The sequence below is a fragment of the Mesorhizobium sp. BH1-1-5 genome (assembly GCF_020165615.1).
Taxonomy (GTDB): Bacteria; Pseudomonadota; Alphaproteobacteria; order Rhizobiales; family Rhizobiaceae; genus Mesorhizobium.
Genome location: NZ_JAIUIM010000006.1, coordinates 264,426 through 289,213 on the forward strand (window position 1 = coordinate 264,426; position 24,788 = coordinate 289,213).

Genomic DNA, 24,788 nt, shown 5'->3' on the forward strand with positions numbered 1-24,788 from the left:
GCGCCCCGACCGCTTCGCCCGAAAGCGCCATGGTTCTCATGGCCCGTCCGGGCCAGCATGTCTGGCCGAGAAGGCCGCCGCCGCCGCCCGCGACGGCAGGTCGAGCTTGAGCAGTATGTTGGCGACATGGCGCTTGACCGTGTGCTCGCTGAGGCAGAGTTCGGCGGCGATCGCGGCATTGCTCTTGCCGTCGGCGATCAGGCTCACCACCTCGCTTTCGCGAACCGTCAGCGCCGTCGGCTCGGCCGGCTTGGGCTTGGGCCGGCAGGCCGGCTCCAGATGCTGCTCGGCCGTCACCTGCACCAGCGCCAGCGGCTCGTCCAACTCGTCGAGGCTGATGCGCCCGGCATCGGTGAAATGCAGCCCGGAGCCCGCGGCCAGGTCCGCGACCAGCCGTGAGCAGAGGATGTGGCCGCGTTCGGCATGCGCGGCGAGCTGCATCGTCACACGCGCCGTCAGCCCCGTCGGCGGTCCCCGCACCTCGATCTCGCCGACATGCGCCCCTTGCGCGCTCGCCACGCCGATTTCCTGGGCCGCCTCGCGCAGCAGCGCCGCGCATCGCACGGCGCGGGCCGGGCCGTCGAAGCGCGAGATCATCAGTTCGCCATGCGTTCCGGCAACGCGCCCGCCATGGCGGCCGACCAGCAATCGCCAGTTCTCCTGGAAGCGCAGGCTGCGTTCGCTCCACAAACGGTCGCCAAGTCGCGCGGTGTCGTAGATACGGGTCACCAGCAGCGCGGCAAGCACGCGTTCCACATCCGCGACGGCCGGTTCTCCGGTCAGGAATTCCTCGACCAGGTCGGCCACGCGGTCGACGTCGCCGGTCCAGATCGGGTGGTCGCGCCCGGAGATCTCGACCAGGCGAGCGCCGGGGATCTTCCTAGCCAGGAAGCGGCTGGCATCTGGATCGACGCGGGCGTCGTTACGGCGATGGATAAGGAATGTCGGCACCCTGATCGTTCCGAGCATGTCGCGCACGTCGATATCGGCGTTCATACGGGCAAGCGCTGCCGCGGCGGTCGGACTGGCCGACAGCCGCTCGAAACGGGCCCACCACTGGGTGAAGTGGGTATCGTCCACCCGGCCAGGCGCGAAATTCGGCAACGTCGCGCCGGTTCCCCAGCACGTTTCCGTCGTATCGACGAAAGCTTCCAGACGCTCCGGCGGCATCACCCACTTGTGGAAATGCGCATAGCCGCCATAAAGCACCAGCGCGCGCGTCCGCTCCGGATAGGTGGCGGCGAACAGCATCGCCATCGGCGCGCCCTCCGAGGCGCCGAGGATCGCCGCCCGGCCGCTGCCGGCGGCGTCCATCACCGCGCGCACGTCGTCCATGCGGGTCTCCAAGCTGGGCAGGTGGCGGCTGTCGACGCGGTCGGAAAGCCCGGTGCCGCGCTTGTCGAACAGGATCAGGCGCGAGAAGGCCGAGAGCCGTTTCAACAGGCGGCTGTAGCCTTCGTCTTCCCAATGCAGATCGAGATTGGAAATGAAGCCCGGCACGAAGACCAGATCGAACGCGCCTTGGCCGACCACCTGATAGGCGATCCGCACCTCTCCGCTGCGCGCGTATCTGGTCTCGATCGGCCTCACGCAAACTACCCCGTCCGGCCAGACGATTTTCTGCCGCCGACCATAGCAGAAACCGGCCGTCTAAGGCAGCCTAACTTTAGAGAGCTGAAATATAAGATTTTTGTCGCCGAAAGAGCGAAGCCGCCCTGCCGGGTACGGAACGGCGTCCGGCCCTATGCCTGCCTGACATAGCCGAGGTCCTTGTCGGCCTGCTCCGGCATCGGCGGCCGCTTGATCCTGGCCGAGGCGGCAACCACGAGCTCGTCGAAATTCTCGGTGCCGGCGTCGAGCATCTCGAAGAACTGGCGCCGCATCCTTGGCTCCCAGAACTTGTTGATGTGCTCGGCCACGCCGGTAATGCCTTCCTCGCGCGGCTTCGAATGAAAGAAGGTGGCGATCTGGTTGGCCATGCGCACCAGCTTTTCCGCGGTGCTGGCGATGTGGTCTTCGTCATGCGACATGCTTGGCAACTCCGGAAGCCACCCGTTCGGGGTGGGTGAAAATATCGAAATCGTCGCCGCGAACCAGCGCCACCAGCGTCATACCGGCGGCATCCGCCGTGCGGATGGCAAGGGCGGTCGGCGCGGAAACCGCCATGATGATCGAAGCACCGATGGCGGCCGTCTTCTGCACCATCTCCACCGAGACGCGCGAGGTCACCACGATCGCGCCGCTTGCGCCGTCGATGCCGGCCTTGGCCAACGCGCCGGCGAGCTTGTCCAGCGCATTGTGGCGGCCGACATCCTCACGCGCCATCACGATGCCCTTGCCGGGAATATAGAAGCCTGCGGCATGCACCGCGCCGGTCTCGGCGTGCAGCGGCTGCACCTTCGAGAGTAGTCGGACAGCGCTCGTTATGTCATCCGCGCCAAGCGTAAGCTTTGACGCACCGACGGCGTCGACCGAGCGCATCGCTTCCTCGATGGATTCGATGCCACACAAGCCGCAGCCGACCGGCCCGGCCAGCCGGCGCCGCCGCGCCTGGAAGCGCGTGTTGGCCTGGTCCTTCAGCCTGATCTGGATATCGATGCCGGCGCCGAGATCCTCGACCTCGATCGCCTCGATCTCTTTTCGGTCGGCGATGATGCCTTCGGTCAGCGAGAAGCCCAACGCGAAATCCTCGAAATCGGCGGGGCTTGCCATCATCACCGCATGCGTGGTGCCGGCAAAGGAGAACGCCACCGGCGTCTCTTCCGGCACCATGCGGTACGCGGTCGCTGTGCCGCTGGCGCGATGCGCCAGCCGCGAGATTTGTGTCGTCGCTTTGCGGCGCGCGGCCAAGAACTACTCCGCCGCCTGCAGCGGAGCGATGCGCCGGCTCTGCTTGGCCTGTTCGTTATAGTCCTTCTGCCAGTCTGTCGGGCCGTTGGACGGCGCCACCTGCACGGCGGTGACCTTGTATTCCGGACAGTTGGTCGCCCAGTCCGAGAAGTCGGTGGTGATCACATTGGCCTGCGTGTCCGGGTGGTGGAACGTCGTGTAGACGACACCGGGCGAGACGCGGTCGGTGATCAGCGCGCGCAGCGTGGTTTCGCCCGAACGGCTCGCCAGCCGTACCCAGTCGCCTTCGCGCACGCCGCGGACTTCGGCGTCGTGCGGATGGATCTCCAGCCGATCCTCGGCATGCCACATCGAATTCTCGGTGCGCCTGGTCTGCGCGCCGACATTGTATTGCGACAGGATACGGCCGGTGGTCAGCAGCAGCGGATAGCGCGGACCGGTCCGCTCGTCCGTCGCCACATATTCGGTGCGGATGAACTTGCCCTTGCCACGCACGAAGCCGTCGACATGCATGATCGGCGTGCCGAGCGGCGCCTTCTCGTTGCAGGGCCACTGCACCGAGCCGACGCGGTCGAGCAGCTCGAACGAGACGCCCGCGAAGCTTGGCGTGGTCTTGGCGATCTCGTCCATGATCTGCGACGGATGCGTGTAGTTCCAGTCGAGCCCGATGGCGCGGGCAAGCTCCTGCGTCGCTTCCCAGTCGGCGTAGCGGGCCTTCGGTTCGATGACCTTGCGCACCATGTTGATGCGGCGCTCGGCATTGGTGAAGGTGCCGTCCTTCTCGAGGAAGGTCGAGCCCGGCAGGAAGACATGCGCGTAGTTTGCCGTCTCGTTGAGGAAGAGGTCGTGCACGACCACGCATTCCATCGCGGCGAGGCCGCCGGCAACATGCTTGGTGTCGGGATCGGACTGCAGGATGTCCTCGCCCTGGATGTAGATGCCCTTGAACGAGCCGTCGACGGCGGCGTCCAGCATGTTGGGGATGCGCAGGCCCGGCTCGTCGTCCAGCTTCACGCCCCACAGGCTCTCATAGATGTCGCGCACCGCGTCGCCCGAAATGTGGCGGTAGCCCGGCAGCTCGTGCGGGAACGAGCCCATGTCGCACGAGCCCTGCACGTTATTCTGGCCGCGCAGCGGGTTCACGCCGACGCCCTGCCGGCCGATATTGCCGGTGGCCATGGCGAGGTTGGCGATGGCGATCACCGTGGTCGAGCCCTGGCTGTGCTCGGTCACGCCGAGGCCGTAATAGATCGCGCCATTGCCGCCCTTGGCGTAAAGGCGCGCGGCGCCCCTGATGGCTTCCGGGTCGACGCCGGACAGCTTGCCGACGGTTTCCGGGCTGTTTTCCGGCAGGGCGACGAAGGACGCCCAGTCCTGGAATTCGGCCCAGTCGCAACGCTCGCGCACGAAGGCTTCATTGTAGAGGCCTTCGGTGACGATGACATGCGCCAGCGCCGTCAGCACCGCCACATTGGTGCCGGGCTTCAGCGGCAGGTGATAGTCCGCCTCGATATGCGCCGACTTGACCATCTCGGTGCGGCGCGGATCGATCACGATCAGCTTGGCGCCCTGGCGCAGCCGCTTCTTCAACCGCGAGGCGAAGACGGGATGGGCGGAAGCCGGATTGGCGCCGATGATCACGGCGACATCGGTGAATTCGACCGAGTCGAAATCCTGCGTGCCGGCCGAGGTGCCGTAGGTCTGGCCGAGGCCGTAGCCGGTCGGCGAATGGCAGACGCGGGCGCAGGTGTCGACATTGTTGTTGCGGAAGCCCTGCCGCACCAGCTTTTGGACGAGGTAGGTTTCCTCGTTGGTGCAGCGCGAGGAGGTGATGCCGCCGATCGCCGTGCGTCCATATTGGTACTGGATGCGGCGGAATTCCTTCGCCGTATGCTCGATCGCCTCTTCCCACGTCACTTCGCGCCACGGATCGGAAATCTTCTCGCGGATCATCGGCGACAGGATGCGGTCCTTGTGGGTGGCGTAGCCATAGGCGAAGCGGCCCTTGACGCAGGAATGGCCGTGATTGGCCATACCGTCCTTGTAGGGCATCATGCGGATGACCTCGTCATCCTTGACCTCGGCCTTGAACGAGCAGCCGACGCCGCAATAGGCGCAGGTGGTGACGGCCGAGCGCTCCGGCATGCCCTTCTCGAGCACGGTCTTCTCGCGCAGCGCGTCCGTCGGGCAGGCCTGCACGCAGGCGCCGCAGGATACGCATTCGGAAGCGATGAAGTCCTCATGCATGCCGGCGACCATGCGCGACTCGAAGCCGCGGCCCTCGATGGTCAGCGCGAAGGTGCCCTGCACCTCTTCGCAGGCACGCACGCAGCGCGAGCAGACGATGCACTGCGCCGGGTCGTAGGTGAAATAGGGGTTCGATTCGTCGCGGGCGATATAGTCTACCGCCAGCGAGCCATGGCCAGGCGCCACGCCGCCCTCTTCCTTGACGTGGTTGCGGCCCTCGACGCCGTAACGGTTCTCGGAGAGACCGACCGACTTCGCCACCGCGTCGAATTCGCTGGCGCCGGTTCCGGCCTTCTCGTTCCAGCCCGTCGGATGGTCGGAGACATAGAGCTCCATGACGCCGCGGCGGATCGAATCGAGCCGATCCGATTGCGTGCGCACCACCATGCCTTCGCCGACCGGCGTCGTGCAGGAGGCCGGCGTGCCGCCGCGCCCTTCGATCTCGACCAGGCAGACGCGGCAGGAGCCGAAGGAGTCCAGCATGTCGGTGGCGCAGAGCTTCGGGATCTCGACCCCGCCCCCCATCGCCGCGCGCATGATTGAGGTGCCTTCCGGCACGGTGATGCTTTGCCCGTCGACGGTCAGGGTGACCTGCTTCGTCGCTTTCGACGCCGGCGTGCCGTAGTCGATCTCTTCGATGAGTGTCGGGAAGTCGGCCTTGATGTTCATCTGCCAGCTCCTATTCAGCCGCCACGCGCGCCGGCGGGCTTGAAATCCTCGGGGAAATGCGTGATCGAGCTCATCACCGGGTAGGGCGTGAAGCCGCCCAGCGCGCACAGCGATCCGAACTTCATCGTGTTGCAGAGGTCGGTGACCAGAGCGAGGTTCTTTTCCGCCTCGATGCCCGCGGCGACCTTGTCCAGAACCTCCACGCCACGCGTCGAGCCGATGCGGCACGGCGTGCACTTGCCGCAGCTTTCGATGGCGCAGAACTCCATGGCGAAGCGCGCCTGCTTCAGCATGTCGGCGCTGTCGTCGAACACGGTGATGCCGGCATGGCCGATCAGACCGTCGCGCTTGGCGAATTCTTCATAGTCGAAGGGTGTGTCGAACAAAGCGCGCGGGAAATAGGCGCCGAGTGGCCCGCCGACCTGCACCGCCTTGACCGGACGCCCTGAAGCCGTGCCGCCGCCGATATCGTCGACGATCTCGCCGAGCGTCAGGCCGAAGGCCGTCTCGAACAGGCCGCCATTCTTGACGTTGCCGGCGATCTGGATCGGGATCGTGCCGCGCGAGCGGCCCATGCCGAAATCCTTGTAGTAGGCGGCGCCCTTGTCCATGATGATCGGCACCGAGGCCAGGCTGATCACATTGTTGATCACCGTCGGCTTGCCGAACAGGCCCTGGATCGCCGGCAGCGGCGGCTTGGCGCGCACCACGCCGCGCTTGCCTTCGAGGCTGTTCAGGAGCGAGGTTTCCTCGCCGCAGACATAGGCGCCGGCGCCGACGCGGATTTCCATGTCGAAGGCGTTGGGCGAGCCCAGCACGTTGACGCCGAGCACGCCCGCCTTGCGGGCGATGGCGACGGCCTTGTTCATTGTCGCTACCGCATGCGGATATTCCGAGCGGACATAGACGAAGCCCTTGGTCGCGCCGGTGGCGATGCCGGCGATCGCCATGCCTTCGATCAGCACGAAGGGGTCGCCTTCCATGATCATGCGGTCGGCGAAAGTGGCGCTGTCGCCTTCGTCGGCATTGCAGACGATGTATTTCTGCGCGCCCGCCGTATCCAGCACCGTCTTCCACTTGATGCCGGTCGGGAAGCCGGCGCCGCCGCGGCCGCGCAGGCCGGACTCGGTAACCTGCTTGACGACATCGGCCGGCGCCATGGCGACGGCGTTCTGCATGCCACGCAGACCGCCCAGCGACTTGTAGGCATCGAGCGACAGCGGGTCGTTGATGCCGCAACGGGCGAAGGTCAACCGCGTCTGCTTGACGAAGAAGGGGATCTTGTCAGGCGCGCCGAGCCAGCGCTTGTGATGACCGCCGGTGAGGAAGCCGCTGTCGAACAGGCTCTTGACGTCGGACGGCTTGACCGGCCCGTAGGCGATGCGGCCCTCGGACGTCGCCACCTCGACCATCGGCTCGAGGAAATAGGCGCCGCGCGAGCCGTTGCGCACGATCTTGGCCTCGACGCCGCGCTCCTTGAGTTCCTTCTCGATCGCTTTGGCGACCTTTTCGGCGCCGAGCGCCAGCGCGCCGGAATCTGCCGGGATATAGATGCGCGGGATCATGAACGCACCTCCGCGACGATCTCTTCGATCTTCTCGTCATCGAGCCGGCCGATAACTTCGCCGTCGAGCATCGCCGACGGCGAGCAGGCGCAAAGCCCGAGGCAGTAGACCGGCTCCAGTGTAACCGATCCGTCGCCCGTGGTCTCGTGGAAATCGATGCCGAGCAACTGCTTGACCTTGGCCGCGATGGCGTCCGAGCCCATGGACTGGCAGGCCTCCGCCTGGCAGAGCTTCAGCACGTGCCGTCCGGCAGGCTTGGCGCGGAAATCATGATAGAAGCTGACGACGCCGTGCACTTCGGCCCGCGACAGGTTCAGCCCGTCGGCGATCACCGGCAGCGCGTCCTTCGGAACGTGCCCGAACTCTTCCTGTATGCTGTGCAGGATCGGCAGCAGCGGGCCTTCGAGGCCCTTCATCTCGTCAATGATCGCCGCCGTACGCGACGCGATCTCGGTATTTGCGGCCTGCATGGTCACGCAGCGCCCTCCCTGGGTCGTGGCATCCAACCATATATGCCGCCCAAACTCTTAGCGATTTTGGGGCAACGACATGCATGGACGCAATATCGCTAAGTCCTTACGAAATCAGAGGAAACCTCCGAAATCAATAAAGCGCTTCCGTCGCTTGATAGAAATTTTCTATCGAAATCAGGTCGCTCGCATTGTCTAGCCTAGCGGTGGGCGCGGAAATCGTCCGCCAGCGCCATCGCCTCGTCCAGCAGCGCCTGCACCAGCGGCGTGTGCGGCTCGCGCGGCGCCGCCACCAGCCCGACCGTGTGGCTGGCATCCGGGTCGACGATCGGAATAGCCCGGATCGGCTCCGAAAAGCCGAATGTTTCCGCAAGGTTGAGCGGCATGATCGACGACCATTTGCCTGTACGGATATGCGAGAACAGCACGATCATCGAATTCGATTCCAGCGTCGGGCGCACCTGCACTCCCGCTTCCGCCAGGTGCTGGTCGATGATGCGGCGGTTCTGCATATCCGGCGTCAGCAGACAGAGCGGCAACTGGCTGATCTCGGACCACGTCACTTTGTCGCGGTCGGAAAAAGGGTTCCCGACCGCGGTGATCAGCTGGTAGCGCTCGTCATAGAGCGGCACGCTGGTCACCCGCCCGAGCGGCTCGTTGTCGAGATAGGTGATGCCGGCATCGACGTCGAAATTGCCGAGCAGCGACAGCACCTCGATCGAGGTGCGCGACAGCACGGAAAATGTGACGCCGGGATGCTTTTCGCGGAACGGTGTCGTCAGCCGCGCCACCATGGCCAGCGCCGTCGGGATCGCCGCGATGCGGATGCGCCCGGACAGGCCGTGGCGCGCCGCCCGCATCTCCTCGCGCATCGTGCGCGTATCGCCGACGATGCGGCGCGCCCAGCCCAGCACCTGCTTGCCTTCCGGCGTCAGGCCCTGGAAGCGCGAGCCGCGCAGCACCAGCATGACGCCGAGCTGCTCCTCGAGCTGCTTGATGCCGGCCGACAAGGTCGGCTGGGTGACGCCGCACACCTCCGCGGCCCGGCCGAAATGCTCCTCCTTGGCCAAGGCGATGAAGAATTCCAGCTTGTCGATCATGCCATCCGATCCGCAACGTTCGGCCCAAGGTCGGGGAAATCGCGTTGCTTCGCAAGACGCACGCATAATCGGGCCTCGTCCACATTTTTTGAGCCGGCTATCTGTTTTCCCGCGCGGCGCATGGCGCTATGTGGGATAGGCGCAAGCCAAGGAGGGACGACATGCTGGGCTGGTTTCGCAAGCTGTTGCCGCGCGAGGATCGCTTCTTCGATCTGTTCGAGCGGCATTCGCGCACCGTGGTCGGCGGCGCCGAGGCCCTCGAGCAGCTTCTCAGCGGCAAGGACATCGACCGCTGGTGCCAGAAGATCGTCGATCTCGAAAACGAGGCCGACGGCATCACCGCCGAAGTCCTGCTTGCCGTCAGGCGCTCCTTCATCACCCCCTTCGACCGCGGCGACATCAAGGATCTGATCCAGTCGATGGATGACGCCATCGACATGATGCACAAGACCGTCAAGACGGTGAAATTGTTCGAGGTGAGGGAGTTCGACCCGCTGATGCGGGAGATGGGCGGCGTCATCGTCCAGGCTGCCCGGCTGGTCGCGGAGGCCATCCCGCTGCTGGGCAAGGTCGGCGCCAATGCCGCGCGCCTCAACGCCATCGCCGAGGAGGTGATGCGCGTCGAGGGCCGCGCCGACGACCTGCACGAGCAGGGCCTGAAGGACCTGTTCAGGCGTCATGGCCGCGGCGACGCCATGGCGTATCTGATCGGCTCGGAGATTTATGGCCAGCTGGAGAAGGTGGTCGACCGCTTCGAGGATGTCGCCAACGAGATCAGCGGCATCGTCATCGAGAACGTTTAGGCGATGGAAGCCACGATCGCTTTTCCCCTGCTGATCGGCCTCGTCGCCGTGGCGCTGTTCTTCGATTTCCTCAACGGCCTGCACGATGCTGCCAACTCGATCGCGACCATCGTCTCCACCCGGGTGCTCAGGCCGCATTACGCGGTGTTCTGGGCGGCTTTCTTCAATTTCATCGCCTTCATGTTCTTCGGCCTGCATGTCGCCGAGACCGTCGGCAAGGGCATTGTCGATGTCAGCATCGTCACGCCGGCGGTGATTTTCTCAGCGCTCGTCGGGGCCATCGTCTGGAACATCGTCACCTGGGTCGCCGGCATTCCGTCGAGCAGCTCGCACGCGCTCATCGGCGGGCTGGTCGGCGCCGGCGTCGCCAAGGCTGGAACCGGCGCCATCGTCTGGTCCGGGCTCGGCAAGACGATCGCGGCCATCGTGCTCTCGCCCGCGACGGGATTCGTGCTGGCGCTCGTCCTGGTTCTCATCGTTTCCTGGCTGTTCGTGCGCCAGACGCCGTTCGCGGTCGACAGCACCTTTCGCGTGCTGCAGTTCTTTTCCGCCTCGCTCTATTCCCTGGGACATGGCGGCAACGACGCGCAGAAGACCATGGGAATCATCGCCGTGCTGCTCTTTTCGCAAGGCGCGCTCGGCCCGACTTTCTATGTGCCGCTGTGGGTGGTCCTCACCTGCCAGTCGGCGCTGGCGCTGGGCACGCTGTTCGGCGGCTGGCGCATCGTGCACACGATGGGATCGAAGATCACGCGGCTGAACCCCATGCAGGTTTTTGCGCCGAGACCGGCGGCGCCATGACGCTGTTCGCCGCCACCTGGCTCGGTGTCCCGGTCTCGACGACCCACACCATCACCGGCGCCATCATCGGCGTCGGCGCCGCCCGCCGCGTCTCCGCCGTGCGCTGGGGCATCGCCGGCAACATCGTCGTCGCCTGGGTGATCACCTTGCCGGCGACGGCGGCGATCTCGGCGTTGACCTATCTCGCTACGAGGCTGGCCGCGTAAGCGGCCGTGCTCAGCCTCGCGGCGAGGCTACCTGTCCACCAGGTTCAGGATGTTGCCGTCGGGATCCCTGAACCAGGCGACCTTCATGCCTTGGCCGACATGGATGTCGCCCTCGAGCGTCAGCCCGGGCATGTCGTAGTGCTCGAAGCTGACGCCTTTCGCCCGCAGCGACTTGACGATCGGCTCGATCTGGTCGCCGACCGTCCACGTCACCGCCGTCGCCTTGTTGGTGCCGGCAAATTGCGAATGATAGACGTTGATGACAGTCTCGCCGCTCTTATAGACGATCAGCTCGCCGCCCATGTCGTGCACTTGTTTGAGGCCGAGCGTTCCTTCGTAGAAGGCCTTGGCCTTGTCCAGGTCCTTCACCGCGAGATTGGCTGTCGCATTGCTGTTTTGGAGCATGACGGTCTCCTTCACAGATTGTCGTGATGGCAGTGGAGATAGCGCGGGCGGGTCGTTTGGCCATGGGCTTGGGCTCGAAGCGCGATCCCGGTTGGCAAATCCGACACCGTCCGTCGCTTTCCGGGGCACGCCGGGCGAGCTGTTGCGCCACGGCTTGGTTCTGCCGGGAAACTGCACTATCTGGAACGCCAAACCCCGAGGAAAGATCATGACTGTTACCAAGGAATCCGTCGTCGAGCGTCTGAAGACGGTCAATGGGCCGGACTTCACCGGCAACATCGTCGACCTCGGCATGGTCTCGGAGATTTTCATCGCCGATTCCAAGGTCTTCTTCTCGATCACCGTTCCCGCTGCCCGTGCCCAGGAGCTGGAGCCGCTGCGCGCCGCCGCCGAGCGCGCGGTGAAAACCATCCCCGGCGTCGCCAGCGCCGTCGTCGCGCTGACGGCGGAGAAGAAGGGCGGCGGCATGGAGGCGCCGGTTCCGGCGCGTCAATCTTCGCAGGCAGCACCGTCACCGCCTGCTCCGCCGGCAGCACCGCAGCGTCCCGCGCCGCACGCGCCCGCATCGCAGAGCCATGGCAAGCGCGGCGTGCCCGGCATCGACGCCATCATCGCGGTCGCCTCCGGCAAGGGCGGTGTCGGCAAGTCGACCACGGCGGTCAACCTGGCGCTCGGCCTTGCCGCCAACGGGCTGAAGGTCGGCGTGCTCGACGCCGACATCTACGGCCCGTCGATGCCCAGGCTGCTCAACATCCACGGCCGGCCGCAGACCGTCGACGGCAAGATCCTGAAGCCGATGCAGAATTACGGCCTCAAGGTGATGTCGATGGGCTTCCTCGTCGACGAGGAGACGCCGATGATCTGGCGCGGCCCGATGGTGATGTCGGCGCTGACGCAGATGCTGCGCGAGGTCGAATGGGGTCCGCTCGACGTGCTGGTGGTCGACATGCCGCCCGGCACCGGCGACGCTCAGCTCACCATGGCCCAGCAGGTGCCGCTCGCCGGCGCCGTCATCGTCTCGACGCCGCAGGATCTGGCGCTGATCGACGCCCGCAAGGGTCTCAACATGTTCAAGAAGGTCGATGTGCCGCTGCTCGGCATCGTCGAGAATATGAGCTACTTCCTCGCTCCGGACACCGGCAAGCGCTACGACATTTTCGGCCATGGCGGCGCGCGCCGCGAGGCCGAGCGCCTCGGGGTCACCTTCCTCGGCGAGGTGCCGCTTGAAATGGGCATCCGCGAAAGCTCGGATGCCGGCGCGCCGGTCGTCGCCTCCAAGCCCGAGGGCGCCGAGGCGAAAATCTATCGCGACATCGCATTAAAGGTCTGGGATCGGGTCCAGGAAGAGCGCGGCGCGGCCGAAGCCGCGGTGCCGAGCATCGTGTTCGAGTAATTCGCCGGACCGGCGCTAGAGCAATTCCAGGAAAAGTGTGAGCGGTTTTCCGTCCGGAATTGCTTAAAAACAAAGGGATAGAGCGGTTCGCCGTTTCCGTGAAACGGTGAAACGCTCTAGGCGCCGACCTTCTCGCCGAACGTCGAGAAGAACTGCCCTGCCAATTTCTTCGATGTCGACTCGATCAGCCGGCTGCCGAGTTGCGCGATCTTGCCGCCGACCTCGGCCTTGGCGGCATATTTGAGCACCGTGGCATTCGGCCCGTCGGCGATCAGCGTGACGTCGGCGCCGCCCTTGGCGAAGCCGGCGATGCCGCCCTTGCCTTCGCCCTGGATGGTATAGGAATGCGGCGGCTTGAGGTTCTTCAGCGTGACTTCGCCGTTGAAGGTCGCCTTGATCGGCCCGATCTTGAGCACCACGGTTGCCGCCATCTCGGTGGCCGAACTCTTCTCCAGACTCTGGCAGCCGGGAATGGCCTCCTTCAGGACCGCAGGGTCGTTGAGGGCTTCCCACACCTTCTCGATGGGTGCGGCGATCCGCTCCTCGCCTTCGATCACCAAAGCCATCAAGACCTCCCCGGATTGCTGATGCCGATTGGTCGTAGCGCGCGGGCCGGGACAAGTCTATCGCACCAAAGTCCGGGTTCTGGCAGCGCCTGCCTCTTGCCTGCATGAGCGCATTGTCCTATCGATTTGTCATACAAATACGGAGACCACCATGGCAGGCGCCCCCACCAAGAAGAAGACATTTCGCTCGCAGGAGTGGTTCGACAATCCCGACAATCCGGGCATGACGGCGCTCTATCTCGAGCGCTACCTCAATTACGGCCTGACGCGCGCCGAGCTGATGTCGGGCAAGCCGCTGATCGGCATCGCGCAGACCGGTTCCGATCTTTCGCCCTGCAACCGGCATCACATCGAGCTCGCCAAGCGCGTGCGCGAAGGCATCGTCTCGATGGGTGGCATCCCGTTCGAGTTCCCGTGCCACCCGATCCAGGAGACCGGCAAGCGCCCCACCGCCGCGCTCGATCGCAACCTTGCCTATCTTAGCCTCGTCGAGGTGCTCTACGGCTATCCGCTCGACGGCGTCGTGCTGACCATCGGTTGCGACAAGACCACGCCGGCGCTGCTGATGGCGGCGGCCACCGTCAACATTCCGGCCATCGCGCTGTCGGTCGGCCCGATGCTCAACGGCTGGCACAAGGGCAAGCGCACCGGCTCCGGCACCATCGTCTGGGAATCGCGCCAGCGCCTGTCTGCCGGCGAGATCGACTATGACGAGTTCATGGACATCGTCGCCTCCTCGGCGCCGTCGACCGGCTACTGCAACACCATGGGCACCGCCACCACGATGAATTCGCTGGCCGAGGCGCTCGGCATGGAGTTGCCGGGCTCGGCCGCCATTCCCGCGCCGTATCGCGAGCGCGGCCAGATCGCCTACGAGACGGGCAAGCGCATCGTCGACATGGTGCATGAGGACCTGAAGCCGTCCGATATCATGACGCGACAGGCCTTCGAGAATGCCATCGTCGTCAACTCGGCTATCGGCGGTTCGACCAACGCGCCGATCCACCTCAACGCGATCGCCCGCCATCTCGGCGTGCCGCTCGACAATGACGACTGGCAGAAGATCGGCCTCAACGTGCCGCTGCTCGTCAACCTGCAGCCGATCGGCGAGTATCTCGGCGAGGACTATCACCATGCCGGCGGCGTGCCGGCGGTGGTGGCCGAACTGATGAAGGGCGGCCTGTTGCCGCATCCCGATGCGATCACCGCCAACGGCAAGACCATGGGCGACAATTGCAAGGATGCCGTCACCGAGGATCACGATGTCATCCGCAGCGCCGCCAAGCCGCTCAAGGCCAATGCCGGCTTCATCAACCTCAAGGGCAATCTGTTCGATTCCGCCATCATGAAGACCAGCGGCATCTCGACGGAATTCCGCGAGCGCTACCTTTCCAACCCGAACGATCCGGAAGCCTTCGAGGGCAACGCCATGGTCTTCGACGGGCCGGAAGATTACCACGCCCGCATAGACGATCCGGCGCAGGGCATCGACGAGCACACCATCCTGTTCATGCGCGGCGCCGGTCCGGTCGGCTATCCGGGCGGCGCCGAGGTGGTCAACATGCAGCCGCCGGCCTACCTCATCAAGAAGGGCATCCATTCGCTGGCCTGCATCGGCGACGGCCGCCAGTCCGGCACGTCAGGCTCGCCGTCCATCCTCAACGCCTCGCCGGAAGCCGCCATCGGCGGCGGCCTTGCGCTGCTCAAGACCGGCGACCGCGTCCGCATCGACCTCAAGAAGGGCACGGCCAATATCCTCGTCAGCGACGAGGAGATCGCCAAACGGCGCGCCGCGCTGCAGGGCAATGGCGGCTATCACTATCCCAAGCACCAGACGCCCTGGCAGGAGATTCAGCGCGGTATGGTCGACCAGTTCTCGGCCGGCATGGTGCTGAAGCCGGCGGTAAAATACCAGGACGTCGCGCATACCAGCGGCGTGCCGCGCGACAATCACTGAGTTCATATTCGGCTAAATCAAAGGGGCGGCTTGCGAATAGCGAGTCGCCCTTTTTCATGCCCTTGTTTCAGCTTCATGGAACCCACAGATAAGCTCGACCTCGGCGGCCTTGCGAAGGGAGAAGATTATCGTGGCGAAACGGCGTTCTTCCCTCGGCTTCCTCGGCATGTTCGGCCGCTCCGGCGATTTGCGCCAGCTCGACGAGGCACTGCGCGCGGCCGACCTGCATCCGGCCCTGGTGCCCGAAGGCGTCAAACTCACCATTGTCAATCTGATGAACGACCACTGGCCCAACGAGCCACCGGCGCCCGCCTATCACTCCGTGGCGCAACTTTGCGGCTACTGCGTCGCCGGACCGGATGTGTTCGAGCAGGCCAACGGCCGGGAGCCGACCTTGGAGGTCGAGCGCCGCATCGAGGCGGCGCTGGAAGCCGGCGACAGTTTCGACGCGCAGATCGTGCTGATGACGCTGCACGCCAAGCTGATCAACGCCGAGGTCGTCGAACGCTACGGGCTGACCGCGGAGTGACTTGGTGGGACGCGTTGAGATTCGGTCAGGCCGAGTCGAAAATGATGGTTTCCGAGAACCGGAGCGGAGCGTACTTTCGTACGTGAGCACCGGAAGCGCAGGAGCCGCCATTTGCAGGCCGGCCTCACCGAAATATCAGCGCGCCCTAGAGCAATTCCAGGAAAAGTGTGAGCGGTTTTCCGTCCGGAATTGCGTAAAAACAAAGGGATAGAGCGGTTCGCCGTTTCCGTGAAACGGTGAAACGCTCTAGCCGCCCATGCCGCTGCGCGGCAACTTGATCATCTCGCCGAAGCGGGCGCGCAACTTGTCGTCGAGCAGGCGCGAGACATGGCGCGGGAAGCGCTCGGCAAGCACGCGCTTCTTCTCGGCGATCGCCCGCGACAGGATGTCGGGCCGGCCCTTTTCGTTCCATTCCTTGGGCGAGAAACGGTCGCCGACGGCGGGGTAGAAATATTCCGTCTGCATCAGCTTCAGCGTCTGATCGTTGCCGAGATAGTGCCCGGGACCCTTCATGCAGACATCGGCGATGGTGTCGATCGACAGCGCCTCGTCGGTCACCTCGATGCCGCGCACGCAGCGCAGGCAGTGACCGAGCATATCGTTGTCGATAATCAGGCTTTCGAGGCAGAAACCGAGCAGCGAGGCATGCATGCCGGCTGACTCATAGACGAGATTGAGGCCGGCAAGACCGGCCATCACGTCGGTGATGCCCTTTTCATAGCCGGACTGGATGTCGGGCAGTTTCGAATCCGTCATGCCGGCGGCCGAGCCGCCCGGCAGGTCGTAGTACTGCGCCATCTGCGCGCAGGCCGCGGTCAGCACTGCCTGCTCGGCGGAGCCGCCGGACATGGCGCCGGTCCTGAGGTCGGAGACGAACGGCCAGGTGCCGAAGATCGCCGGATGCCCGGGCTTGATGGCATTGACATAGACCAGGCCCATCAGCACTTCCGCCACCGCCTGCACGACGGCGCCGGCAATCGCCGCCGGTGCGGTGGCGCCGGCCTGGCCGGCCGACAGAAGCAGGATCGGAATGCCGCCTTCCACGCAGGCTTCCAGCACGCCGCAGGCGTCCTCGGCGAACTTCATCGGCGGCACCACGAAGCAGTTCGAGTTCGACACGAACGGCCGCGCCCGGAAATTCTCCTCGCCGCCGGCGATCGCATAGAGCATTTCCAGCGCCGGCTTGACGTTCTCGCGCACGGTGAACGAGGTACCGACATGCTTGGATGTCCCCGTCACGCAGGCATAGAGCGTGTTGAAGTCCATATCGAGCGGGTCGGGAATGTCGCGCGGCACCATGGTGCGCTGGAAGAAATGGATGTTGTCCAGCCCGTCGACGAGACGGGCGGCGTCGTAAAGATCCTGCAGCAGCGATTCGCGGTATTCGCGCTTCTCGACATCGACCAGATGCACCGCCGCGCCCGCCGTGCCGTAGTGCACGCGTTTGCCCTGGATCAGCATGTCGTGCTTCGGATCCTGGCCGTAGAGGGTGAAGTTGCGCGCAGCCTTCTTGATCGTGTCCAGCACCAAGGCGCGCGGCAGCCGGATGCGGCCGTCGTCGCCATAGGTGCCGCCAACGCGGACCAGCGCTTCGATGCAGGACGGGATGGCATTGGCGAAGCCGACTGTCTCCAGCAGCGTCAGCACCGCTTCGTGGATGCGTTCCCGGTCATTCTGGCTCAATGGCCCGTAGCTGCCGCCTTCGAGGCCGGCCCGCACCGGACGGATGTCGTCGGCCAACGGCGCCGCCCGCATCGCGCGGCGCGCTTCGCGCCCGCCGGAACGCCGCGAACGCTGGTCCGACGACGATTCCTGCTTCTCGAGAGCCACTGACATGGAAGCACTCCACCTTTTGTCTTTATCTGCGAGACGGTCCGCGGCGGTTGGTCCACCATCGGCCTGCCTCGTCCCCTTCTGGCCCCGACTATGCCGCCGGCATTGGTACAGCCTATGGGCCAACCAATCCCGTCGAATATGCCAGAATGCTAAACCGGTAAGCCTGAGCCCAAACAAAAAAGAGCCGGCGCTGTGCCGGCTCTTTTTGGAAGTTCTGTGGCGATCAGGCGGCCGCGGGCCTGCGTCCGGCGGCGGTGGCGAGTTCGCGGATGCCCGGCTCGATATGCTGCAGCGAGATCGAGGAGATGCCCAAGCGCATGAAACGAGAGGGCTTTTCGCTGCGGTCGAAGAACCGGTCGCCGGGTTCGATGATGACGCTGCGCGACGCGGCGGCTTCCGCCAGGCCGCGTGAATCGGTGCCGCGCGGCCCTTCCAGCCAGAGCGATGTGCCGCCCGCCGAGTCGGTGGAGCGCCACTCCGGCAGGAAAGCGGAAATCGCATGGACCAGACGCTTGCGCCGCTCGTCGAAGGCGGTGGAAAGCCTCCGCACCAATGCCTCGTGATGGCCCAGCGACAGGAACAGCGCCACGGCGCGCTGGTTGTTCGCCGGCGGGTGCCTGAGCATGAAGCGGCGCAGCGCGCGAAGCTCGGCGATCAGCCCGGCCGAGGCGACGATGTAGCCAAGCCTGAGACCTGGAGCCAGCGTCTTCGACATCGAGCCGACATAGATGACGCGGCCCGAGCGATCGAGGCTCTTCAACGCCTGCTGGGGCGCCTCGTCGAGCAGCTGGCTGTCATAGCCGTCCTCGATGATGATCTGGTTGTTGCGGTTGGCGCGCGCCAGGAGGTCCTGCCGCCGCTCGGCCGACAGCGGCACCATGGTCGGGCAGTGGTGGCTCGGCGTGACGAAGACGAAGCCGGAATCGCTGGGGATCGACGAGGTCACGATGCCGGACTGGTCGACCGGGACCGGCTGGATATCGGCGCCGGCCAGCCGGAAGATCGAGCGGGCGTCGGGATAGCCCGGATCTTCCATCGCCACTTTCGAGCCCTTGGTCATCAAGAGCGAGGCAAGCATATAGAGCGCGTTCTGCGCGCCCAGCGTCACGATGATCTCGTCCGGATTGGCGAAGATGCCGCGCCGCGGCAGGAGCCTGGCCTGGATCTGCTCGATCAGCAGCGGATCGTCGCGGTCGACCATGTCGGATGCCCAGTTGCGGATCTCCAGCACCGCCAGCGCCATGCGGTTGCATTCGCGCCATTCGGCGGTCGGAAACAGCGCCGGATCGAACTGGCCGTAGACGAACGGGTAAGAGGACTTGATCCAGTTGTCATGCTTGGCCGGCGGCGGCATGTCGCTTGCGGCGATCTGCCGGCGCGCCTTCCAGTCGATCTCGTTCTGCTGGTCGGGCGCCTTCTGGTGCGGCTTGGCGGGGGTGGCCAGCACGTCAGGGTTGACGAAATGGCCGCGCCGCTCGCGCGCCACCAGGAAGCCCTGGTCGACCAGCTGCTGGAAGGCGAGCACCACCGTGCCGCGGGCAACCCCAAGTTTTTCCGCGAGAATTCGGCACGACGGCAGCGGCATCGAGGCGGCGATCTGTCGGTCTAGAATGGCCGCGACGATCGCCTGGCGGATCTGCGCCTGGAGGGTTTGGCCGGATTCAGCCGAAATCCGGAACAGGCCGGACCATATGGCCGTGTCATTGCGCTGTGGCATGGGAAATCTTCCTCGGATGGCCAGCTGTTTTCACTTGGCTGGACCAGTGGAGTGTATGGGTGGCATAAGGGGTTGCGCCAATCAATTTTTCTGATCGCTGGGATTTATGCCAGTGATCTATCAAGGCGCGATGCGGAGCATCGTCGCCCCGCGTTTAGGCGCGATGCGCAGCATCCAAGCGCGACGCGCAGCGTGGTCGAGGCACCCACCCAAGGCGCGATGCGCAGCAATCGTCGCCCCGAGCGCGCAGCCCCTTCACCGTCCAAAACCACCTCTCATCAAAGCGTGATGCAGTGCGGCAATGCCACGCTTGAACGAAATGGAAATCGGCTCGATAGAATGACGCGCCGACACGCGCCGGAAACATCCGGCCTGTTAAAATGGTCTAAAAACCCGCCAGGAGCCCGCCAGTGGACCAGTCATCCTTCGACAAGCAACTTGCCGCCTTGCGCGATCAGCGCGCGGCGACCAAGGGCTCGATGCGCGAGGCCTTCGCCGCCGATCCCAAGCGCTTCGAGGCATTTTCCGCCACTGATGGCGACCTTCTGCTCGACTGGTCGAAATGCGCCGTCGACGCAAACACGATGACGATGCTGGAAAAGCTCGCGGGTGCGGCCGATCTCGAGGGACGCCGCGCCGCCATGTTCGAAGGCAAGAAGATCAACATCACCGAGAACCGCGCGGTGCTGCACACGGCGCTGCGCAACCTGACGGGAAAAAGCGTCATCGTCGACGGCCAGGACACCAAGGCCGACGTGATTGCCGTGCTAGACGCCATGGGCGCTTTCGCCGACGCCATCCGCTCCGGCAAGGCGGCCGGCGCCACCGGCAAGAAGATCACGGACATCGTCAACATCGGCATCGGCGGTTCGGATCTCGGCCCGGCGATGGTGACGCTGGCGCTTGCGCCCTACCATGACGGGCCGCGTGCGCATTATGTCTCCAATGTCGACGGCGCCCATATCCACGACACGCTGAAGGGCCTGTCTCCCGAAACGACTTTGTTCATCATCGCCTCCAAGACCTTCACCACGGTCGAGACGATGACCAATGCACAGACGGCGCGCGATTGGGTTCAGAAGGCGCTCGGCAAGGAAGCGGTCGGCAAGCATTTCGCCGCCGTCTCGACCGCGCTCGACCTTGTGGCGAAGTTCGGCATCGAGCAGGACCGCGTCTTCGGCTTCTGGGACTGGGTCGGCGGCCGCTACTCGGTCTGGAGCGCCATCGGCCTGCCGGTGATGATTTCCGTCGGTCCGCGCAACTTTCGCGCCTTCCTCGACGGCGCGCATGAGATGGACGAGCATTTCCGCACCGCGCCGATGCAAAAGAACCTGCCGGTGTTGCTGGGATTGATCGGCTGGTGGCACCGGGTCGTGTGCAAATATCCGGCCCGTGCCGTCATCCCTTACGACCAGCGCCTGTCGCGCCTGCCGGCCTATCTGCAGCAGCTCGACATGGAATCGAACGGCAAGAGCGTCACGCTGGACGGCACCGCGGTTGCCACGCCGACCGGCCCGCTGGTCTGGGGCGAGCCCGGCACCAACGGCCAGCATGCCTTCTTCCAACTCCTGCACCAGGGCACCGACTTCATCCCGGTCGAGTTCCTCGCCGCCGCCGTCGGTCACGAGCCCGAACTGAAGCACCAGCACGATCTCTTGCTCGCCAACTGCCTGGCGCAGTCGGAAGCCTTCATGAAGGGGCGCACGCTGGACGAGGCGCGCGCGCAGATGCTGGCCAAGGGCATGACGCCGGCCGATGTCGACAAGATCGCGCCGCACCGGGTCTTCTCGGGCAACCGCCCTTCGCTGACCATTCTCTACCGCAAGCTCGACCCGCGCACGTTGGGCCGGCTTATCGCGCTTTATGAACATCGCGTCTTCGTCGAGGGCACGCTGTTCAACATCAATTCCTTCGACCAATGGGGTGTCGAACTCGGCAAGGAATTGGCGACGGGCCTGCTGCCTGTCGTTGAGGGCAAGGAGACTGCCGCAAAACGCGACGCCTCGACTGCCGGACTGGTGGCTCATATCCACCAATTGCGTGGCGCGGAGTAAAGGGATTGGCGGATATCAAGGGAATATTGTTCGACAAGGACGGCACCCTTGTCGACTTCAACACAACCTGGCTCGGCGTCGCTGACTTCATGGCGATGGATGCCGCCGAGGGCGACCGCTGGAAAGCGGATCGGCTGCTCGCCGCTGCCGGCTTCGACTTCGTCATGAAACGCTTCAAGCCCGATTCGATCTTCGCCTCCGGTTCGAACATGGACGTCGTCGAGCTCTGGTTCCCGCGTCTGTCCGAGCAGGACCAGATGCACGCCGTTTCCCGCTTCAACGAGATCACCTCGGTGCAAGGCTCGGCCATGGCGGTCGCGCTGCCGGGCGTCATCGACTCGCTGCGGACCTTGCACAAACGATCCTACCGCATGGGCGTCGCCACCAACGATTCGACCAGCGGCGCCGAAAGGACGCTCGCCACGCTGGGCATCGCGCAGCTCTTCGATGCCGCCTTCGGCTATGACGCCGTCGCCAATTCCAAGCCGGCGCCCGACACGGTTGTCGCTTTCTGCGACCTGACCGGGTTGAAGCCGGGCGAGATCGCCATGGTCGGCGACAACCGCCATGATCTCGAAATGGCGCGCGCCGGTGGTTGCGGCCTGGCGGTGGGCGTGCTCTCCGGCACCGGCACGCGAGACTCGCTGGCGCCGATGGCGGACGTCGTTCTGGAGTCGGTCGCCGACCTGCCGGATTTCCTTGCCGCGCGGGTGAACGTGCCGGCAGGCTAACCAGATTTGGCAACAAAAGCGAACACGGCGCTTGGCTTCGGCACGCTGCCGCCGTTTCCGCCGACATCCGGCACCTGGTATTCGCCGAGCAGGCAAAGCCGCGGTCTCGGCAGCCAGGCGCGGCCGGGATCGCCGACCAGCACATCGATGCCGGCAGCGAGGCATCGGTCGAGGAAGGGCAGCATCCGCTGCCCCACGTCCTGCGCGTAGAAGACGTCGCCCGCGAGCACCAGGTCGACCGCCGGCGGCGGACCGGCGGTGACGTCCTCGTCGCGTATCTGGATGGCGACGCCATTGGCTTCCGCGTTGAGGCGGAGCGCCACGACGCCGTTGCGGTCTATCTCCGCCGCGATCACCGCGCGCGCCCCGGCTTTTGCCGCCGCGATGCCGACCAGCCCGGAGCCGGCGCCAAGGTCGAGCACCCGCTTGCCGGCAACGATCGAAGGACGGTCCAGCACATAGCGCGCCAGCACCGCACCGCCGGCCCAGGCATAGGCCCAGTAGGGCGGCTGCGGCTCGGGCCGACTTTCGTCGCTGTCGTCGCCCGGTTCGAGCAGCCGCCGCAGGCCGCTGCCGGGATGCGCCAGATGGAGCCTGATCTCCGGCACCGACGGCACCGGCGCCAGGTGCATGCTCGCCTTGATGAATTCCGCCGGATCGAGCCGCTTGCCTGGTTCCGGTGTCTTGCCGGCGGAATAATCGCTCAAGCCTGGTCCCGCAGCGCGCGCCGCAGGATCTTGCCGACAGGCGTCTTCGGCAGCTCGGTGCGGAACTCGATGAATTTCGGCCGCTTGTAGCCGGTCAGGTTCTCGCGGCAATAGGCCATCAATGTCTCGACGGTGAGCGCCGGGTCCTTCTTGACCACAAACAGCTTTGGCACTTCGCCGGAATGCTCGTCCGGCACGCCGATCGCAGCCACTTCCAGCACGCCGGGGTGATGCGCCACCACCTCTTCCAGTTCGTTCGGATAGACGTTGAAGCCGGAGACCAGGATCATGTCCTTCTTGCGGTCGACGATCTTGGTGTAGCCGCGCTCGTCCATGAAGCCCATGTCGCCGGATTTGAAGAAGCCGTCCTCGGTCATCACCTTGGCGGTCTCGTCGGGCCGGTTCCAGTAGCCGGCCATCACCTGCGGACCGCGGATGCAGATCTCGCCGACTTCGCCGAGCGGCACATTGTTGCCGTCGTCGTCGCGGATGGCGATTTCGGTCGAAGGCAGCGGCAGGCCAATCGTGCCGGTGAAGTCGGTCGAGCTGAACTTGTTGGCGGTCGCCACCGGCGAGGTTTCGGAGAGCCCGTAGCCTTCGCTCACCGGACAGCCGGTCAGCGCCTTCCAGCGTTCGGCGACGCCCTTCTGCACCGCCATGCCGCCGCCCAGCGTCAGGATCAGCGGCTTGAAGTCCAGCTTGCGGAACTCCTCATTGTTGAGCAGCGCGTTGAACAGCGTGTTGAGGCCGGGAAAGATGTGCATCGGGTATTTCGCCAGTTCCTTGACGAAGCCCGGAATGTCGCGCGGGTTGGGGATCAGCACGTTCTGCGCGCCCTGCTGCATGCCCATCAGCGCGTTCACCGTCAGCGCGAAGATGTGATAGAGCGGCAGCGCGCAGATGAAGTTGAGATGCGCCGGCTTCGGCTTCACCGTGTAGGCGTCCTCCACCCACAGCGAATTCTGCGCGACGTTCGAAAGCACGTTGCGATGCAAAAGCACAGCGCCCTTCGAGACGCCGGTGGTGCCGCCCGTATATTGCAGGAAGGCGATGTCGTCGCCGGAGACCGTGGGCGGCTTGAAGGCGATCGTCGCGCCGGTCTTGAGCACGGCGTTGAATTTGACATGGCCGGGCAGCGACCATGCCGGAACCATCTTCTTCACCCGCCGCACGACGAGGTTGACGATGGCGCCCTTGAGGCCGCCCAGCATGTCGCCCATGGCGGCGACGATGACATGCTTGACCGGCGTCCTGGCGATCACCGCCTGCAGCGTGCCGGCGAAGTTCTCGAGGATGACGATCGCCTGCGCGCCGGAATCCTTCAACTGGTGCTCCAGTTCGCGCGGCGTGTAGAGCGGATTGACGTTCACCACCGTATAGCCGGCGCGCAGGACTGCCATCATCGCCACCGGATATTGCAGCACGTTCGGCATCATCAGCGCCACGCGCGCGCCCTTCTCCAGGCCTCTTGCCTGCAGGTAGGCGCCGAACGCGGCCGACAGCCGCTCGAGCTCCGCATAGGTGATCGACTTGCCCATGCACACGAAGGCCGGCTGCCCGCCGAATTGCTTGCAGGCGCCGACCAGGAACTCGCCGATGGATTTGTAGGGCAGGGCGCCGATCTCGGCCGGCATATTCTTGGGATAGCTTTTCAGCCACGGCTTTTCCGGCAGGCCGACGGTGAGCTCGGTGATCGCTTTCGGCAGGTCCTTCGAGGCAGGCCTGGCGGTGGTCGGCTTGGTTGCCGGCTTGTCCACTTTCGCGGTTGCGGCCTTGGTCTTTGCCGTTGCGGGCTTGGCGATGGTCGGCTTTGCCGCCGCGTTGGCAGACGCTGCCTTTGCGGCCGCCTTGGCCTTCGGCGTGGCTGCGGCCTTGGCAGGCTTGGTCGCATCGCTTTCGGCGGCGGCCTTGGCCTTTGCCGGGGCTGTCGTCTTGGCTGCTTTTGCCACCTGTCTCTCCCTGTCGCCTTCGATCTGGGCGCCGCCTCCGAAAGAAGCGTCCTCCATGCCGGTCCGGATCTTCCGGGAAATCCCGCCCATCGTCTATGTATTGCCTCTATCGGCGACCGTGCAAGCCTTGCCCCAGCGGCAATGCGGGGAAAGATTTGTCGTCGAAATCTTGTGGGTTCGACGGCCTCGCGCATCGTGCCTGGACGGCATGGAGACCTTGGCGGCACGCCTCG

Annotated in this window: 19 protein-coding genes and 1 pseudogene; 7 read left to right on the plus strand and 13 right to left on the minus strand. The window is 65.0% G+C overall.

Annotated features, from left to right (window positions below; translation table 11 throughout):
- Positions 1 to 36: 36 nt before the first annotated feature.
- The 7 genes from LB572_RS10800 to LB572_RS10830 all read right to left on the minus strand — a co-directional run bounded on the left by LB572_RS10800 (position 37) and on the right by LB572_RS10830 (position 8,901).
- A complete protein-coding gene (locus LB572_RS10800; protein WP_140805723.1) occupies positions 37 to 1,590 on the minus strand; it encodes an alpha/beta fold hydrolase in 1,554 nt (517 codons plus the stop codon).
- A 152-nt stretch (positions 1,591 to 1,742) separates the two neighbouring features.
- A complete protein-coding gene (locus LB572_RS10805) occupies positions 1,743 to 2,030 on the minus strand; it encodes a formate dehydrogenase subunit delta (protein ID WP_224667708.1) in 288 nt (95 codons plus the stop codon).
- Entirely contained in the window at positions 2,020 to 2,850 is an 831-nt protein-coding gene (gene fdhD / locus LB572_RS10810; RefSeq protein WP_140805727.1) for a formate dehydrogenase accessory sulfurtransferase FdhD, read from the minus strand. The genes LB572_RS10805 and fdhD overlap by 11 nt, the downstream gene beginning before the upstream one ends.
- A gap of 3 nt (positions 2,851 to 2,853) precedes the next feature.
- Entirely contained in the window at positions 2,854 to 5,766 is a 2,913-nt protein-coding gene (gene fdhF, locus LB572_RS10815; RefSeq protein ID WP_224667709.1) for a formate dehydrogenase subunit alpha, read from the minus strand.
- 14 nt (positions 5,767 to 5,780) lie between these two features.
- Positions 5,781 to 7,331: a formate dehydrogenase beta subunit gene (locus tag LB572_RS10820; RefSeq protein ID WP_224667710.1), complete on the minus strand. Its 1,551-nt coding sequence runs from the start codon at positions 7,329 to 7,331 to the stop codon at positions 5,781 to 5,783.
- Positions 7,328 to 7,807, minus strand: a complete 480-nt coding sequence (locus tag LB572_RS10825; RefSeq protein WP_224667711.1) for a formate dehydrogenase subunit gamma — start codon at positions 7,805 to 7,807, stop codon at positions 7,328 to 7,330. Before LB572_RS10825 ends, LB572_RS10820 begins: the two co-directional genes overlap by 4 nt.
- Positions 7,808 to 8,001: 194 nt before the next feature.
- Positions 8,002 to 8,901 (minus strand): LysR family transcriptional regulator, encoded by a 900-nt coding sequence (locus tag LB572_RS10830; RefSeq protein WP_140805735.1) that lies wholly within the window; start codon positions 8,899 to 8,901, stop codon positions 8,002 to 8,004.
- A gap of 161 nt (positions 8,902 to 9,062) precedes the next feature.
- Between LB572_RS10830 and LB572_RS10835 the strand changes: the two genes are divergently transcribed.
- Together LB572_RS10835 and LB572_RS10840 are read left to right on the plus strand one after the other, a co-directional pair.
- Entirely contained in the window at positions 9,063 to 9,704 is a 642-nt protein-coding gene (locus LB572_RS10835) for a DUF47 domain-containing protein (protein ID WP_140805737.1), read from the plus strand.
- A gap of 3 nt (positions 9,705 to 9,707) precedes the next feature.
- Positions 9,708 to 10,711, plus strand: a pseudogene (locus LB572_RS10840) (inorganic phosphate transporter).
- Positions 10,712 to 10,738: 27 nt separating this feature from the next.
- Here the strand turns inward: LB572_RS10840 and LB572_RS10845 are convergent.
- The gene (locus LB572_RS10845; protein ID WP_140805741.1) at positions 10,739 to 11,116 is read right to left on the minus strand and encodes a VOC family protein; all 378 of its coding nucleotides are present in this window, start codon (positions 11,114 to 11,116) and stop codon (positions 10,739 to 10,741) included.
- A gap of 208 nt (positions 11,117 to 11,324) precedes the next feature.
- On the opposite strand from LB572_RS10845, the gene LB572_RS10850 reads away from it, so the two are divergent.
- Positions 11,325 to 12,509 (plus strand): Mrp/NBP35 family ATP-binding protein, encoded by a 1,185-nt coding sequence (locus tag LB572_RS10850; protein ID WP_224667712.1) that lies wholly within the window; start codon positions 11,325 to 11,327, stop codon positions 12,507 to 12,509.
- Positions 12,510 to 12,625: 116 nt separating this feature from the next.
- On the opposite strand, the gene LB572_RS10855 is transcribed toward LB572_RS10850, so the two are convergent.
- Positions 12,626 to 13,075: an SRPBCC family protein gene (locus LB572_RS10855; RefSeq protein WP_224667713.1), complete on the minus strand. Its 450-nt coding sequence runs from the start codon at positions 13,073 to 13,075 to the stop codon at positions 12,626 to 12,628.
- Between the two features lie 151 nt (positions 13,076 to 13,226).
- Here LB572_RS10855 and LB572_RS10860 point away from each other — a divergent pair, with 151 nt between their 5' ends.
- Together LB572_RS10860 and LB572_RS10865 are read left to right on the plus strand one after the other, a co-directional pair.
- Positions 13,227 to 15,032 (plus strand): IlvD/Edd family dehydratase, encoded by a 1,806-nt coding sequence (locus tag LB572_RS10860; protein ID WP_140805747.1) that lies wholly within the window; start codon positions 13,227 to 13,229, stop codon positions 15,030 to 15,032.
- 130 nt (positions 15,033 to 15,162) lie between these two features.
- A complete protein-coding gene (locus LB572_RS10865) occupies positions 15,163 to 15,561 on the plus strand; it encodes a hypothetical protein (protein WP_140805749.1) in 399 nt (132 codons plus the stop codon).
- Between the two features lie 246 nt (positions 15,562 to 15,807).
- On the opposite strand, the gene LB572_RS10870 is transcribed toward LB572_RS10865, so the two are convergent.
- Both LB572_RS10870 and LB572_RS10875 read right to left on the minus strand, forming a co-directional pair.
- Positions 15,808 to 17,397: a trimethylamine methyltransferase family protein gene (locus LB572_RS10870; RefSeq protein ID WP_140805751.1), complete on the minus strand. Its 1,590-nt coding sequence runs from the start codon at positions 17,395 to 17,397 to the stop codon at positions 15,808 to 15,810.
- A gap of 223 nt (positions 17,398 to 17,620) precedes the next feature.
- Positions 17,621 to 19,114 (minus strand): PLP-dependent aminotransferase family protein, encoded by a 1,494-nt coding sequence (locus LB572_RS10875; RefSeq protein WP_140805753.1) that lies wholly within the window; start codon positions 19,112 to 19,114, stop codon positions 17,621 to 17,623.
- Positions 19,115 to 19,524: 410 nt separating this feature from the next.
- Between LB572_RS10875 and pgi the strand changes: the two genes are divergently transcribed.
- Both pgi and LB572_RS10885 read left to right on the plus strand, forming a co-directional pair.
- On the plus strand, positions 19,525 to 21,168 hold the full coding sequence (gene pgi / locus LB572_RS10880) for a glucose-6-phosphate isomerase (protein ID WP_318014031.1): 1,644 nt from the start codon (positions 19,525 to 19,527) through the stop codon (positions 21,166 to 21,168).
- 5 nt (positions 21,169 to 21,173) lie between these two features.
- On the plus strand, positions 21,174 to 21,899 hold the full coding sequence (locus LB572_RS10885; protein ID WP_224667714.1) for an HAD family hydrolase: 726 nt from the start codon (positions 21,174 to 21,176) through the stop codon (positions 21,897 to 21,899).
- On the opposite strand, the gene LB572_RS10890 is transcribed toward LB572_RS10885, so the two are convergent.
- Together LB572_RS10890 and LB572_RS10895 are read right to left on the minus strand one after the other, a co-directional pair.
- The gene (locus LB572_RS10890) at positions 21,896 to 22,606 is read right to left on the minus strand and encodes a class I SAM-dependent methyltransferase (protein ID WP_412033550.1); all 711 of its coding nucleotides are present in this window, start codon (positions 22,604 to 22,606) and stop codon (positions 21,896 to 21,898) included. The genes LB572_RS10885 and LB572_RS10890 overlap by 4 nt on opposite strands.
- Positions 22,603 to 24,555 carry a long-chain fatty acid--CoA ligase gene (locus LB572_RS10895; protein ID WP_224667715.1) on the minus strand — a complete coding sequence of 651 codons (1,953 nt, stop codon included), beginning with the start codon at positions 24,553 to 24,555 and terminating at the stop codon, positions 22,603 to 22,605. The genes LB572_RS10890 and LB572_RS10895 overlap by 4 nt, the downstream gene beginning before the upstream one ends.
- Positions 24,556 to 24,788 lie beyond the last annotated feature (233 nt).